This is a genomic window from Sphingobium sp. B2, from assembly GCF_007693735.1.
In the GTDB taxonomy this organism is placed as follows: Bacteria; Pseudomonadota; Alphaproteobacteria; order Sphingomonadales; family Sphingomonadaceae; genus Sphingobium; species Sphingobium xenophagum.
Genome location: NZ_VDBZ01000001.1, coordinates 3,042,306 through 3,056,791 on the forward strand (window position 1 = coordinate 3,042,306; position 14,486 = coordinate 3,056,791).

12 protein-coding genes and 1 pseudogene are annotated in these 14,486 nt (G+C 63.6%); 12 read left to right on the forward strand and 1 reads right to left on the reverse strand.

Annotated features, from left to right (window positions below; genetic code table 11):
- Positions 1-110: 110 nt before the first annotated feature.
- Positions 111-956: a pantoate--beta-alanine ligase gene (gene panC / locus FE851_RS14925; RefSeq protein WP_017183160.1), complete on the reverse strand. Its 846-nt coding sequence runs from the start codon at positions 954-956 to the stop codon at positions 111-113.
- A 109-nt stretch (positions 957-1,065) separates the two neighbouring features.
- On the opposite strand from panC, the gene FE851_RS14930 reads away from it, so the two are divergent.
- From FE851_RS14930 to FE851_RS14990, 12 genes and pseudogenes are all read left to right on the forward strand, one after another.
- Positions 1,066-1,872: a division plane positioning ATPase MipZ gene (locus tag FE851_RS14930; RefSeq protein WP_017183159.1), complete on the forward strand. Its 807-nt coding sequence runs from the start codon at positions 1,066-1,068 to the stop codon at positions 1,870-1,872.
- Complete coding sequence (locus tag FE851_RS14935) at positions 1,872-2,297, forward strand: J domain-containing protein (protein WP_019054474.1); 426 nt, start codon at positions 1,872-1,874, stop codon at positions 2,295-2,297. The genes FE851_RS14930 and FE851_RS14935 overlap by 1 nt, the downstream gene beginning before the upstream one ends.
- Positions 2,294-3,676: a phosphoglucomutase/phosphomannomutase PgmG gene (pgmG, locus tag FE851_RS14940; RefSeq protein ID WP_145203610.1), complete on the forward strand. Its 1,383-nt coding sequence runs from the start codon at positions 2,294-2,296 to the stop codon at positions 3,674-3,676. The genes FE851_RS14935 and pgmG overlap by 4 nt, the downstream gene beginning before the upstream one ends.
- A gap of 398 nt (positions 3,677-4,074) precedes the next feature.
- The gene (locus tag FE851_RS14945) at positions 4,075-5,370 is read left to right on the forward strand and encodes an OmpP1/FadL family transporter (RefSeq protein ID WP_145204464.1); all 1,296 of its coding nucleotides are present in this window, start codon (positions 4,075-4,077) and stop codon (positions 5,368-5,370) included.
- Between the two features lie 120 nt (positions 5,371-5,490).
- Positions 5,491-6,651, forward strand: coding sequence for a flavodoxin-dependent (E)-4-hydroxy-3-methylbut-2-enyl-diphosphate synthase (gene ispG, locus FE851_RS14950; protein ID WP_017183155.1), 1,161 nt, complete (start codon positions 5,491-5,493; stop codon positions 6,649-6,651).
- 20 nt (positions 6,652-6,671) lie between these two features.
- Positions 6,672-7,571: a DMT family transporter gene (locus tag FE851_RS14955; RefSeq protein WP_145203613.1), complete on the forward strand. Its 900-nt coding sequence runs from the start codon at positions 6,672-6,674 to the stop codon at positions 7,569-7,571.
- A complete protein-coding gene (locus tag FE851_RS14960) occupies positions 7,572-8,066 on the forward strand; it encodes a GNAT family N-acetyltransferase (RefSeq protein WP_145203616.1) in 495 nt (164 codons plus the stop codon). It abuts the gene before it with no gap.
- 250 nt (positions 8,067-8,316) lie between these two features.
- Positions 8,317-10,635 (forward strand): FtsK/SpoIIIE family DNA translocase, encoded by a 2,319-nt coding sequence (locus FE851_RS14965; protein ID WP_145203619.1) that lies wholly within the window; start codon positions 8,317-8,319, stop codon positions 10,633-10,635.
- A 101-nt stretch (positions 10,636-10,736) separates the two neighbouring features.
- A complete protein-coding gene (locus tag FE851_RS14970; RefSeq protein ID WP_145203622.1) occupies positions 10,737-11,372 on the forward strand; it encodes a LolA family protein in 636 nt (211 codons plus the stop codon).
- 274 nt (positions 11,373-11,646) lie between these two features.
- Positions 11,647-12,444, forward strand: a complete 798-nt coding sequence (xth, locus tag FE851_RS14975) for an exodeoxyribonuclease III (protein ID WP_017183147.1) — start codon at positions 11,647-11,649, stop codon at positions 12,442-12,444.
- Positions 12,444-13,702, forward strand: a pseudogene (gene ribA, locus FE851_RS27315) (GTP cyclohydrolase II). Before xth ends, ribA begins: the two are co-directional and overlap by 1 nt.
- Positions 13,699-14,199 (forward strand): L,D-transpeptidase, encoded by a 501-nt coding sequence (locus FE851_RS14990; protein ID WP_145203624.1) that lies wholly within the window; start codon positions 13,699-13,701, stop codon positions 14,197-14,199. Before ribA ends, FE851_RS14990 begins: the two are co-directional and overlap by 4 nt.
- Positions 14,200-14,486: the final 287 nt, after the last annotated feature.

Consider the following 14,486-nt stretch of genomic DNA (forward strand, 5'->3'; position numbering starts at 1 on the left):
CCCCGGTCGCTTTCCGATAGGATCGGCCCGGCGCAATAAAATGTCCGATTCACCGGGAAAAGTGCGAAGTTAAGCGGAATGACTTCACTTTGATCCGGTTGAGATAGTATCTAGGCTGGATCGACGGCGATATTGTCGATGAGCCGCGTCCTGCCCAGTTTCGCCGCGCCCAGCAGCCGGGCCGGGCGATCCAGTACATGCATCGGCTCCAGCGTCACCGCATCGCACAGCATCACATAGTCGACCGGATCAAAGCCCTGGGCGATCAGCGTCGCGCCGGCTCTGGTCAGAGCTTCCTCGACCGATCCGCCCTTTTCCATCTGCCGCTTCGCCTCGCCCAGCGCCCGTGGCAAGGCCAGCGCCGCCTTGCGTTCCTCATCGTTCAGATAGGCGTTGCGCGATGACAGGGCCAGGCCGTCCTGCGCCCGCTGGGTTGGCAGCCCGATAATCTCTATGCCCAGATCCAGATCGGCCACCATCTGCCGGATGACCGCCAGTTGCTGATAATCCTTCTCGCCGAATATCGCGACGTCGGGCCGGACCTGGTTGAACAATTTGGTCACCACCGTCGCCACGCCATCGAAATGACCCGGCCGCGCCGCGCCGTCCAATCCTTCGCTGACGCCGCTGACGCTGATATTGGTGGCAAAGCCTGCCGGATACATGACGTCAACCGTTGGCGCCCATAAAATGTCCACCCCGGCGGCGGACAGCATCTGCGCGTCCTTCGCCTCGCGCCGCGGATAGGCGGCCAGATCCTCGTTCGGGCCGAACTGCTTGGGATTGACGAAGATCGACACGACGACATGCCGCCCGTGCCGCCGCGCTTCCTCGACCAATGCCATATGCCCGTCATGCAATGCGCCCATGGTCGGCACCAGCGCCAGCGGCTTTCCGTCGCTTTTCAGCGCGGCGATGGCAGCGCGCAGCGCTGGCAGGTCAGACAGAGTTTGCACGGGAGGAACGGCTCCGATAAGGGCAGGGGTGACAAGGACGTCCTGCTAGGCGCGCAGTCGCTGGACGGTCAAGAATCATTGCGACAATAACGGGGTTATCAGGGGTCCAATGGCCAATTCGCAGCCACATCTCATCGTGTTCGCCAATGAAAAGGGCGGAACCGGCAAATCGACCACGGCCGTCCACACCGCGATCGCGCTGACGGCGCTGGGCCATCGCGTCAGCATGATCGACCTTGATCCGCGCCAGCGCACCGTCACCCGCTATCTGGAAAACCGCGCCGAAACCGCGCGCCGTCGCGGCATCGAACTGGTCGCGCCCAGCTTTACGGTGTTGAAGGGCGACAGTATCGACGCGCTGGAATCCGAAGCCGCCGCCGTGTCGCAGGACGCAGATTTCCTGATCGTCGACACGCCGGGCCGCGACGATCTGTTCGCCCGCCACATGGCCGCCCGCGCCAACACGCTGGTCACGCCGATGAACGACAGTTTCGTCGATTTCGACCTGATCGGGCAGGTCGATGCGGAAAGTTTCAAGGTCAAGCGCCTGTCCTTCTATTCCGAACTCATCTTTGAAGCGCGCAAGACCAGGGCCAAGGCCGATGGCGTGTCGATCGACTGGGTCGTGCTGCGCAACCGCGTCCAACATCAGGATGCCCGCAACAAGAAGCGGGTCGGCGACGCGCTGATGGAATTGTCCCGCCGCGTCGGTTTCCGCGTCATTCCGGGCCTGTCGGAACGCGTGATCTTCCGCGAACTGTTCCCGTCCGGCCTGACCTTGCTGGACAAGGGGCATCTGGGCGAACTGGGCGTCAGCCACATCGCCGCGCGGCAGGAGTTGCGCGAAATGGTAGCGGGCCTGGCGCTTCCCGAACGCAGCGGCGTCGGCTCCATGGACTTGATCGGCGCGGCCTGATGGGCTGGCTTGCGCTGTTGCTGGCGGGCCTTGCGGGCTGGCTGATCTGGACAGGAAGGCTGCAACGCATGAGCGCAAAGGACGGAATGGCGCTGGGGGCGGCGCTGGTGGGCGCAGTGCTGTCGGCCAAGGGCAAGCCGGTCATCGGCGCGCCCATGCTGATCGGTGCGGCGCTGTTTTTCGCAGGGCAGGGCAAGCTGCGCCGCAAGGGCAGGACCGCCACGCCCAAGCCCCTGCCGCCGCAGGATATTGCCCAGGCCCGCGCCCTGCTGGGCGTCGCGCCCGATGCCGATGCGGACATGATCCGCGCCGCCCATCGCCGCCTGATCGCCTCGGTCCATCCCGACAAGGGCGGGACGGAGGCATTGGCGGCCCAGATCAACGCTGCCCGCGACCTGTTGCTGCGTCATCAGGCGGAGCGTTGACTCACCGGTTCGATCCGACGCTGCTGCGCGACTATGATATGCGCGGCACGGTCGGCGAAACGCTGGACGCTGCCGACGCCTGGGCGCTGGGGCGCAGCTTCGGCACGGTCATCGCGCGGGCAGGGGGATCGCGCATCGCCGTGGGCTATGACGGGCGGCTGAGTTCACCCATGCTGGAAGAGGCGCTGGTCGACGGGCTGTGCGCCAGCGGCATCGACGTGCTGCGCATCGGGGTGGGACCGACCCCGATGCTCTATTATGCCGAAATGGTCGGCCAGGTGGACGGCGCCATTCAGATAACCGGCAGCCATAATCCCGGCGATCAAAATGGCTTCAAGCTGGTGCAGGGCCATGCGCCCTTTTTCGGCGAGGCCATCCGGCAACTGGGCGTCATGGCGGGGGCGGGCGACTGGGACGACGGTTTTGGCCAGAGCCGGAGCCTGTCGATCATCGACCGCTATGTCGATCGGCTGGTCGATGGTTTTGACGGCTGCGGCTGGCGCATCGGCTGGGACGCGGGCAATGGCGCGGCCGGGCAGGTGGTCGAGCAGCTGGTGCAGCGCCTGCCCGGTGAGCATCATCTGCTCTTCACCCACATAGACGGCCATTTTCCCAACCATCATCCCGATCCTTCCGAGGAACGGAATCTGGCCGACCTGCGCGCCCTTGTCCTTGCCAAGCAACTCGATTTCGGTGTGGCTTTCGATGGCGATGGCGACCGGCTTGGCGTGATAGACGGGCAGGGCAGGGTGATTGCGGGCGATCAGCTATTGGGCCTGTTCGTTCCGGCGGTGCTGGAAAAGCGGCCCGGCGCCGCGATTGTCGCTGATGTGAAGGCTAGCCAGGCACTGTTCGACGGCATCGCCACGCTGGGCGGTCGCCCCGATATGTGGAAAACTGGCCACAGCCATATCAAGTCCAGAATGAAGCAGATTGGCAGCCCGCTGGGCGGCGAGATGACCGGGCATCTCTTCTTCGCCGACGATTATTATGGCTATGACGACGGTCTCTATGCCGCTGTCCGCCTGATCCGTGCCGCTCGCCCCGGTCGCAGCGTCACTGATTTGCGCGGCGCGATGCCCGAGCTTGCCAATACGCCGGAGCTGCGCTTTCCCGTGGCGGAGGATCGCAAATTCGCCGTGATCGACGAGATATTGGCCCGGCTGCGCGGGGCGGGCGCCGATGTGAACGCGATCGACGGTGCCCGCGTCCGCACGGCCGATGGCTGGTGGTTGCTGCGCGCCTCCAATACGCAGGCGGCATTGGTCGCCCGCGCCGAATCGCATGATCAGGCGGGGCTGGCGCGGCTTGTCGCCCAGATCGACGCCCAGTTGCACGAATCGGGGATCAGCCGGCCTTACGTCGGCTTGGGGGCGTGAGCCGACACCGAAAAATTCGATATCGCTATCATATCATCCTGAGCCTTTCCCTTACGGAAAGCTGACAACGCAGTCGTCGTTGCATTTTATGCAATCACTCCATCATATTTCGCATTTGCAACAATCGTCGCTGCGCCGCAAAAGAAACTCGCCTTTCAGGCATCCTCTCCTAAAACTTATACAGCCGTCCTTCGGGGCGGCTTTTTTTGTCCAGTCGCCGCGCGGGCCTGCCGTAGCGTCCGGCCGCCCCCAACCCACGCAACCACCTGTAAATGCGATGAATCGGACAGGCCTGATACTGGAAATTAACCATGATGCTGCTATCCGCGCTGCGCAAAGTCGACCTGTGCGCGCATCAGCGTGACGGCGTCGGCATGATAGTCAAAAGAGGATCGCCCATGTCGTTTAGCCGTCGCCTTCTTCCCTTCCTCCTGTCAGGCATGCTGGCAGCCCCGGTCCCGGCGCTGGCGGGCGGCTTCTATCTTCAGGAACAATCGCCCAAGGAAACCGGGCGTGCCCTGTCGGGCGGTGCGGCGGCGGGCGATGATCCATCGACCATCTATTTCAACCCATCGGCCATGACTCAATTGCCGGGCATCCAGACGTCGGTAGGCGGCGTCATCCTGTCGGCGAGCGCGCAGCAGAGCAATCGCGGGTCGAGCCGTTCCGTGCCGGGCCTGCCTGTATCGGTGCCGGTCACCGGCAATGATGGCGGCAACCCGTTTGCCAAAGTCATTCCCATTCCCAGCTTCTATGCCACCGCACAGGTCAGCGACCGGCTCTGGCTTGGCCTGGGCGTCAACGCCCCCTTCGGCCTGAAGCTGGATTATGACGAAAGCTATTTCGGCCGTTATGATTCTCTGCACACCGACCTGAAAACCTATAATATACAGCCCTCTGCCGCCTATAAGCTGACCGACAACCTCTCCATCGGCGGCGGCGTCGACGTGCAATATGTCAAGGTGAAGCTCACCAACGCGCTGCCCCAGCTGTCCCCGCTGCTCGCCGACGGCCATGCCTCGGTCGAGGGGGACGATCTGTCGGTCGGCTGGAATGCGGGCCTGTTCTACACGACCGGCGATACCAATTTCGGCGTCCATTATCGTTCGCGCATGACCCACAATCTGAAGGGCGACCAGACGATTTCGGGACTGGTGGGGCCGCTTGCCGCCGCCAACGGCACGTTCGACGCCAATGCCCCGCTGGAACTGCCCGACATCGTGACCGTCAGCATGATGCACCGGCTGACCCCGAAATTGCGGGCGATGCTGACCGCGCGCTGGTATAACTGGTCGGTGTTCCGGGCGATCACCATCAACACCGCCACCGGCGCTTCGGTCAAGGAAATGCATTATCATGACAGCTACAGCGTCAGCGCTGGCGGCGAATATGATGTCAGCGACCGGCTGACCCTGCGTGCGGGGACGATGTTCGACCGCACGCCGACCAATCCGCAATTTCTCACCACCCGCGTTCCCGATGGCGACCGCGTCTGGCTGAGCGGTGGCGCGACCTGGAACATGTCGTCCGCAATGGCGCTGAACCTCAGCTACGCGCATACCTTCGTGGAAAAGGCGAATATCATTCGCCCGGATCATTATTATCCCGCGCCTGCCACGGTGACGACCACGACCCTGTCGAGCGCCAGCGGCAATGCGGACCAGTTGGCCGCGTCCCTGACGGTCCGTTTTTGACGGGCCGCACCAGCGAGTCAGCGCTGCGCGTTTCGGCTTGGCTGAAACAAAAAACAGCAACGGTTTTAACCGTCACCAAACATCCCTATAGCGGCTCCATATTGATGGAGCCGCTTACAGATGTCCGACCATAATCCCGGCCTGCGCCCCTGGCGCGACATTGCGCGGCGCAACAGCCGCCAGATCATGGTCGGCAATGTGCCCGTCGGTGGCGGCGCGCCGGTCACGGTCCAGACCATGACCAACACGCTGACCCACGACATCAAGGGCACGATCGACCAAATCCGCCGTTGCGAGGAGGCGGGCGTCGACATCATCCGCGTGTCCTGCCCCGACGAGGAATCGACCGCAGCGCTCAAGCAGATCGTCCGCGCCGCGCGCGTGCCGATCGTTGCCGACATTCATTTCCACTATAAGCGCGCGCTTGAAGCCGCCGATGCGGGCGCGGCCTGCCTGCGCATCAACCCCGGCAACATTGGTTCGTCCGCGCGGGTCAAGGAAGTGGTGGACGCGGCAAAGGCGAACAATTGCGCCATTCGCATCGGCGTCAACGCAGGAAGCCTGGAGCGCGACCTCCTCGAAAAATATGGTGAACCCTGCCCCGAAGCGCTGGTCGAAAGTGCGCTCGACCATATCAAGCTGCTGCAGGACCAGGATTTTCATGAATATAAGGTCGCGGTGAAGGCCAGCGACGTGTTCCTGGCGGTCGCTGCCTATATGCAACTGGCCGATGCGGTCGATTGTCCGCTGCACCTTGGCATCACCGAAGCCGGCGGGCTGATCGGCGGTACGGTCAAGAGCGCGATCGGCATCGGCAACCTGCTCTGGGCCGGGGTCGGCGACACGATCCGCGTCTCGCTGTCCGCCGAACCGGAAGAGGAAGTGCGGGTCGGCTATGAGATTCTCAAATCGCTCGGCATCCGCACCCGTGGGGTCAAGGTGATCTCCTGCCCCTCCTGCGCGCGACAGGGATTCGACGTCATCCGCACGGTCCAGGCGCTTGAGGAACGGCTCCAGCATATTCACACGCCGCTCTCGCTTTCGGTCCTGGGCTGCGTCGTCAACGGTCCCGGCGAAGCCCGCGAGACCGACATTGGCCTCACCGGCGGCGGCAATGGCAAGCATATGGTCTATCTGTCGGGCGTCACCGACCACACCATCCAGGACGAAAATATGATCGATCATATCGTCCGGCTGGTCGAGACCAAGGCCGCCGAGATCGAGGCGGCCAGCGCCGAATCCGACATGACCGACGCAGGCAAGGCGGAGGCGGCGGAATAGCGCCGGGCATCGCAGCCGCCATGTCGTCATCGCGCGCATTTCTCATTCCCTTTGCCGTCTGCTGCATGGGCGTCGCGCTGTTTTCCGTGATGGATGCGGCGATGAAGGGCCTCAGCCTCGCCATCGGCCTCTATAACGCCCTGTTCTGGCGAGCGCTGACCGGGACGCTGCTGGGGCTTGGCCTGATGCTGATGACCCGCCAGCGCTGGCCCGACGCCATGGTATTGCGCCTGCACCTGCTGCGCGGGTCGGCCGTGGCGCTGATGGCCGGCTTGTTCTTCTGGGCGCTCATGCGGATGCCGCTGGCCGAAGCGATCGCTCTATCCTTCATCGCGCCGCTGATCGCGCTGTATCTTGCTGCCCTGCTGCTGGGCGAAACCATTGGACGACAGGCGATCTTCGCGTCGCTGCTGGGGCTTTTGGGGGTAGGGGTGATCCTGTCGGGGCGTTTGCAGGGCAGCTATGATCGCGACGCCTTGCTTGGCGCGCTGGCGGTGCTGGCGTCGGCGGTGCTCTTCGCCTGGAACCTCATCCTGCAACGCCAGCAGGCGCAGCGCGCCTCGCCGATCGAGGTCGCCTTCTTCCAGCATCTTGTCATGCTGGGCGTGTTCGCCATCGGCGCGCCTTTTTACGCGCGACTGCCAGTTCCGTCAGCCATACCGCTGATCCTGCTGGCGGCGGGTCTTGCCTTCACCTCGCTCGCCGCACTGGCCTGGGCCTATGCGCGCGCGGAGGCGCAGCGGCTAATCCCGGTCGAATATAGCGCCTTTCTCTGGGCCGCCGTCGTCGGCTGGCTGGCCTTTGGCGAGCGGTTGACCCTGACCACAGTGGCGGGCGCGGCCCTTATCATCGCCGCCTGCCTGATCACCGCGCGCGGCAAGCGGGCCGCCATCGCCCATGTCGAACCGGGAACTGCCTGAATGACCCTGACCATCCGCCCCGCCATGCCGGACGACATCGACATGATCATCGGCTTCATCCGCGCGCTGGCGGACTATGAAAGGCTGTCCCATGCGGTGAAGGCGGACCCGGCGACGCTGGCGCATTATCTGTTCGGCCCGCGTCCCATGGCCGAAGTGCTGATGGCGGAATCGGGCGGCGCAGCCATCGGCTTCGCGCTTTTCTTCCACAATTTCTCGCCCTTTGAAGGGCGACCGGGACTCTATCTGGAGGAGTTGTTTGTCCAGCCGGAATCGCGCGGCGTCGGCGCGGGCAGGGCGTTGCTCGCGCGGCTGGCGCAGATCGCGCTGGAGCGCGGCTGCGCCCGGCTGGAATGGTCGGTGCTGGACTGGAACGCGCCAGCCATCGCGGTCTACCGCGCGATCGGCGCGCAGCCGATGGATGAATGGACGGTCCAGCGGCTCGATGGGGAAGCCCTGCGCGCGCTTGCCGCCACGGCAGCGATCAGCGTTTGATCGCGTCCTCGACGCTGACGAAAATCAGCATGGCGGCAAAGGCGCCCAGCGACAGGGCAACCACGGTGGGGAAATATTCGGCGATCATGGCACATTCCTTTCGGGCCTGTTCCTGCCCTGCCGCGAACCCCGTTCGCCATACGGAATGTTACGGATCGGGCGGGACGAGCCGTGGGCGCGCACCCTTGACGCCGACTCCCCGCTCGGCGCAATGTGCGCAAACGGAACATTTGGGGGACATGGGGTTAAGATGGCTGTCAGCCGCACAGTGAAGCGCACGCCCGAATGGCGCGAAATGCTCAAGCGCAGCCTGCTTCGCAGCGGTGCGCTGATCGGGGCGATCGCGCTGATGCTGGCGACCCTGTTCCTGGCGCTGGCACTGCTCAGCTATACGCCCAGCGACCCGTCGATGAACACCGTGGCGGGCGATCATGTCGCCAATGTCATGCAGGCGCCCGGTGCCTGGACCGCGGATTTCCTGCTCTGGCTGCTGGGCGTGCCCATCGCGCTGATCCTGCCGCTGATGGCGATCACCGCGCGCCGCTTGTGGGGCGATCAGGATATGAGCGCGTGGAAGGGCCAGTTTGGCCAGTGCCTGTTTGGCATCATCCTGATCGGGATCGCGCTGGCCCTGTTTCAGAGCAATCCGCTGGTTGGCTTGCCCGCTGGCTGGGGCGGGGTGATCGCGCTCGTCACGGCCAAGGGGATCATCAGCCTGACCACGCAGGTGCCGGTGGCGCAGCCGTGGATCATCGGCGCTATCGTCATCCTCGCCATGATCGGCGGCCTGTTCGCCTGCTATCGCAGCCTGGCGCTGGAAAAGCCGATCCTGGCGCTCCGTCGCCCGACCCTGCCCAAGCTTAGCCTGCCCCGGCCCAGCCTCGGCCTTGCCGGCAGCAGTGCTGAGGATGACGATGAGGACGAAGTGATCGGCGAACGGGTCATCGCCCCGCGCAAGACCGTGTCGAACGAACCCAAGCCGCCCATCACCATCCAGACGCCCAAGCCCGCACCGGCCCAGCGGCCCATGGCCCCGGTCAGCCAGGACGACCTGTTCGGCCACAGCTCGCTGCCGTCGCCCGACCTGCTCAACTCGGTTCCGGTCAGCCAGGGCGGCAAGATCGACAAGGCGGCGCTGGAGCGCAATGCCCGGTTGCTCGAATCCGTGCTCGACGACTTCCATGTGAAGGGCAATATCGTCGAGGTTCGCCCCGGCCCCGTCGTCACCATGTATGAACTGGAACCAGCCCCCGGTATCAAGGCCAGCCGGGTGATCGCGCTGGCCGACGACATCGCCCGCAACATGTCGGCGCTCTCCGCCCGCGTCGCGACGATTCCGGGCCGCACCGTCATCGGCATCGAACTGCCGAACGCCCATCGCGAAGGCGTGTCCTTCCGCGAACTGATCACCAGCGAACAATTTGGCGGCGAAGGCACGCTGCCGATCATATTGGGCAAGAATATCTCCGGCGAACCGATCATCGCCGACCTTGCCCCCATGCCCCATCTGCTGATCGCGGGCACCACCGGGTCGGGCAAGTCGGTCGGCCTCAACGCCATGATCCTGTCGCTGCTTTACCGCATGACCCCGGATCAGCTGCGCCTGATCATGATCGACCCCAAGATGCTGGAACTGTCGACCTATGACGATATTCCGCATCTCCTCTCCCCGGTCGTGACGGAACCGCAAAAGGCGATCCGCGCGCTCAAATGGGCGGTCGAGCAGATGGAGGACCGCTATCGCATGATGGCGTCCATCTCCGTCCGCAACCTGGCCAATTACAACGAAAAGGTCCGCGCGGCGAAGGCCAAGGGCAAGCCGCTCGGCCGACGGGTCCAGACCGGCTATGACCCCGAAACGGGCAAGCCGATCTATGAGGAAGAACAGCTCGATTTCCAGCCATTGCCCCAGATCGTGGTCGTGGTGGACGAACTGGCGGACCTCATGATGACCGCGGGCAAGGAAGTCGAATTCCTGATCCAGCGTCTGGCGCAGAAAGCGCGCGCGGCCGGTATCCACCTGATCCTTGCGACCCAGCGCCCTTCGGTCGACGTCATTACCGGCGTCATCAAGGCCAACCTGCCGACCCGGATCAGCTTCTTTGTAACGTCGAAGATCGACAGCCGCACGATTCTGGGCGAACAGGGCGCCGAACAATTGCTGGGCAAGGGCGACATGCTCTACATGCACGGCGGCAAGGGGTTGATGCGTGTCCACGGCCCGTTCGTGTCCGACGATGAAGTCCGCGTCGTCGCCGATCACTGGCGCGCGCAGGGCCAGCCCGACTATATCCAGGCCGTTACAGAGGAACCGGAAGAAGGCAGCTTCGCACTCGATGGCGTGGACTTGGGCGACGACAGCCCCGACGCGCAACTCTTCCGCAAGGCGTGCCAGCTGGTGTTCGAAAACCAGAAAGCCTCGACCAGCTGGCTGCAACGCCAGCTCCGCGTCGGCTATAACAGCGCCGCGCGCCTGATCGAGAAGATGGAGGAAGAAGGACTGGTCGGTCCCCCCAACCATGTCGGCCGCCGCGAAGTTCTCCGCGATGAAAATGGCAATCCGCTATAGCCTGACCGGACTGTCTGGCTGAACGGCAGGGAACGGGGGAGTTCACAGGTCGTTCAATCGCTTCGTTCTACACGGCATCCGTAACAACCGGAGAATATTCCATGAAGCGCATCAGTCTCGCGCTGGCCGTCGCGCCTGTCCTGCTTGCCGTCCCGCTCGCTGCGCCGCTGCTTGCGCAGCAGGACCAATCCGAATTGAGCCGGGTCAACGCCTATATCCGCGCGGTCACCAGCATGACTGCCGATTTCAGCCAGACCGATCGCAACGGCCAGACGCTGACCGGCCAGCTGACGCTCAAGCAACCGGGAAAGATCCGTTTTCAATATCAGAAGGGCGTGCCGCTGCTGATCGTTGGCGACGGCAAGGCGCTGACCATGATCGATTATGAAGTGCGGCAGGTGCAGCGCTGGCCGATCGGCAACTCTCCGCTGGGCGCGCTGCTCGATCCGAACAAGGATCTGTCCAAATATGGCAAGGTCGTGCCGACCGGCGACCCGTCGATCCTGAGCGTGGAGGCGCGCGATCCCAAGCGGCCCGAATATGGCACGATCACCATGATTTTCCGGCGGGACGCGGCCAGCCCGGCTGGCCTGCAACTTTATGGCTGGGTTGCGCTCGATTCGCAGAATAATCGCACGGCCATCCGCCTTTCGAACCAGCGCTATGGCGTACCGGTCGCTGATTCCGCGTTCCGCTGGACCGATCCCCGGCCAAAGGGCCGCTCCGCAGGCGGCTGAAACGAGCGCCCTGCACGATGGACGGAAAAACTTGGCTTTCCGTTCATCTGCCGCTCATATCCGGAGCGCTATCTAGAACTCCACGGCGAGAGGCCAACCGGGATTTCCCCCCTGTTACCCGGCATACTCCTCCCGTCGCATAGCGCTTCAAGGGCGCGATCGAGACCCCCGTTCCATGCCCCCGGAGCGGGGGTCTTACTTTGTCCGCGATCCATGCAGCCCATGGCCGAGCAGCGATCTTGCAAGCTGCGGATTACGCCCCTAGTGCCGGACCATGGCCGACACTCTTTCCATCGCATCCTGGAACATCAATAGCGTTCGCGCGCGTATCGACATTGTCGAACAATTCCTGACCCAGGAAGCGCCCGACATATTGTGCCTTCAGGAAACCAAGGTGGTGAACGAGACTTTTCCGGCCGATATGTTCCGCCGGCTGGGCTATGTCCATCAGGTGCTGAACGGGCAGAAAATGCACCATGGCGTCGCAATCATGAGCCGGGTGCCGATTTACGAGGATGACCGGCTCGACTGGCAGGCCAATGGCGAAGCCCGTCATGTCGGCGTCCGGCTCGACAATGGGGTGCGGATCGAAAATGTCTATGTCCCCGCTGGCGGCGACATTGCCGACCGGGATCAGAATCCCAAATTCGGCCAGAAACTCGATTTTCTCGAACGCATGATCCAATGGTCGTCGACGCTGGCTGACAAGCCCACCATCCTGACCGGCGATTTCAACATCGCGCCGCTGGAATGCGACGTATGGAGCCACAAGCAACTCATCAATGTCGTCAGCCACACGCCGATCGAATGCGAAACGCTCGCCCGCCTTCAGGCATCGAACGACTGGGTCGACATTGGCCGCCATTTCCATCCCGCGCCGGCGCGGCTCTATACATGGTGGAGCTATCGCGCGAAGGACTGGGCCGAATCCGATCGCGGTCGGCGGCTGGACCATATGTGGATGACCCGCGACGTCGCCGACAAGGCGGTCGCCCACCGCGTCGTCGAACCCGCGCGCAACTGGGGCAAGCCGTCCGACCATATTCCCATCATCACCGACTTCGCCTTCTGATGGGTGTGCGGGCGACAGGGCGTGACGCGGCGCGCGCTATCGACGCGCTGCGCCGTGGCTGGGCGGTGCGGGTGTCGGCCGCCGACGGTGCGCTGCGGCTGATGGCAGTGGAGGGCGCTGACGCGGTAACGCTGGCCGATTTCGATCCGGCGGGCAAAGCCGACATTTTGATCTCCGCCGCGCGTGGCCAGACGCTCAAACTCGCCAACCAGATCGCGGCGGCCGATCCCGACATGCCCGTGATGATCGCCCGCGCGCCATGGATCGACGCCGATGTCGCGACCGCCATATCCGATCCCGTGCTGGACCTTGCGTCGCCGCTCAAGGGACCGTTTCAGGCCTGTCTCTTATACACATCTCCCACCGCGTCGTCGAACCCGCGCGCAACGGGGGCAAGCCGTCCGACCTGTCTCTTATACACATCTCCCACCGCGTCGTCGAACCCGCGCGCAACGGGGGCAAGCCGTCCGACCTGTCTCTTATACACATCTCCCACCGCGTCGTCGAACCCGCGCGCAACGGGGGCAAGCCGTCCGACCTGTCTCTTATACACATCTAGATGTGTATAAGAGACAGGCTTGCGGGCATCCTCCCTGCCTATTTCGCGCTGGATGGCGACGGCGACGGGGACATCGACGTCAGCGTCGATGCGATCGACGCCTATGACAATGCCATCCACCTTGCCATCGCCACCCGTGCCAGACTGCCGGTGTCGGCCAGCGAAAGCGCGGAAATCATTGCCTTTCGCAGTCCAGATGAACCGCGCGAACATGTCGCACTGATTGTCGGCAAACGGGACTCCTCGCCCCCCGTCGTTCGCCTCCACAGCGAATGTCTGACCGGCGATGTGCTTGGCAGCCTGAAATGCGATTGCGGCCCGCAACTGCAAGAGGCGCTTCACCAGATCGCCGACGCGCCCTGGGGCGTGCTGCTCTATCTGCGGCAGGAAGGGCGCGGCATTGGCCTCGTCAACAAATTGCGCGCCTATGCGATGCAGGATCAGGGCTTTGACACTGTGGATGCCAATGTCCGCCTGGGCTTTGCCATTGATGCGCGCGATTTTTCGGTCGCGGCGCGCATGCTGGACCTGATCGGAGTTCATACCGTCCGCCTGCTCACCAACAATCCGCAAAAGGTGGCGGGGCTGGAGGCGGCGGGGATCAGCGTGGCCGAACGACTGTCGATCATCCTGCCGACCAACCCGCATAATGAACGCTATCTTGCCACCAAGCGCGACCGGACCGGCCACCAGCTATGAGGCTGATCCGCGTCGATAGCGGCGCGGGCCGCCTGAGCTTCGGCACGATCGCCATGCCCTGCGCCATCGGCCGGAGCGGCGCTTGTGCCGCGAGTGACAAGCGGGAGGGCGATGGTTGCACCCCGCTGGGCGTCTGGCCGATCCGGGGCATATTGCTGCGACCCGGCAGGATCGATCCGGCGGGCATCCGCTTGCCATGGCGCTGGGTGCGGGCAGGCGATGGCTGGTCGGATGACCCGGCCGATCCCGCCTATAACCGCCCGGTTCGCTTGCCGCGCGGCTTTTCGGCCGAAAATCTGATCCGCGCCGACGACGCCTATGATGTGATCGTCATTCTGGGCCATAATGACAGGCCGCCGATACCAGGGCAGGGCAGCGCGATCTTCTTCCATTTGTCGGAAGGACGGCCGACCGCCGGCTGTGTTGCGATGGAACGCGGTGACATGGTGCAATTGCTGCCGCTGCTGGAACCTGGTGATGCCATGGAGATTGTTTGACGCCCAGGCGGCGTGTTCGATCGTCCGTCGACTCGCTGGTGGTCGTGAAGTTGATAGCGATATTGCCGGACATCGTTAAGATTCGAGACGGAGGGCATTTCAACTGCATGATATTTGTATGTGGTCGCGCATGGCTTGCGCGCTGTGAATGGAGTGACGTTCCCACATCGCGCTGTGATCCCGACTTGAAATAGCAAATGGCGGACGGCCCTCGGTTCATCCTACACCCGTCTCAGCCAAGGCATATTGTCTGATCAAAGTGCTTTTGGCTGGATATTGTGCAGCGC

Coding starts and splice junctions, on each gene's coding strand:
- FE851_RS14960 (WP_145203616.1), top strand. CDS start 7,572: ATGACCCTGACCATCCGCCCCGCCATGCCGGACGACATCGACATGATC.
- FE851_RS14955 (WP_145203613.1), top strand. CDS start 6,672: ATGTCGTCATCGCGCGCATTTCTCATTCCCTTTGCCGTCTGCTGCATG.
- FE851_RS14945 (WP_145204464.1), top strand. CDS start 4,075: ATGTCGTTTAGCCGTCGCCTTCTTCCCTTCCTCCTGTCAGGCATGCTG.
- ispG (WP_017183155.1), top strand. CDS start 5,491: ATGTCCGACCATAATCCCGGCCTGCGCCCCTGGCGCGACATTGCGCGG.
- FE851_RS14990 (WP_145203624.1), top strand. CDS start 13,699: ATGAGGCTGATCCGCGTCGATAGCGGCGCGGGCCGCCTGAGCTTCGGC.
- xth (WP_017183147.1), top strand. CDS start 11,647: ATGGCCGACACTCTTTCCATCGCATCCTGGAACATCAATAGCGTTCGC.
- FE851_RS14930 (WP_017183159.1), top strand. CDS start 1,066: ATGGCCAATTCGCAGCCACATCTCATCGTGTTCGCCAATGAAAAGGGC.
- FE851_RS14935 (WP_019054474.1), top strand. CDS start 1,872: ATGGGCTGGCTTGCGCTGTTGCTGGCGGGCCTTGCGGGCTGGCTGATC.
- FE851_RS14970 (WP_145203622.1), top strand. CDS start 10,737: ATGAAGCGCATCAGTCTCGCGCTGGCCGTCGCGCCTGTCCTGCTTGCC.
- FE851_RS14965 (WP_145203619.1), top strand. CDS start 8,317: ATGGCTGTCAGCCGCACAGTGAAGCGCACGCCCGAATGGCGCGAAATG.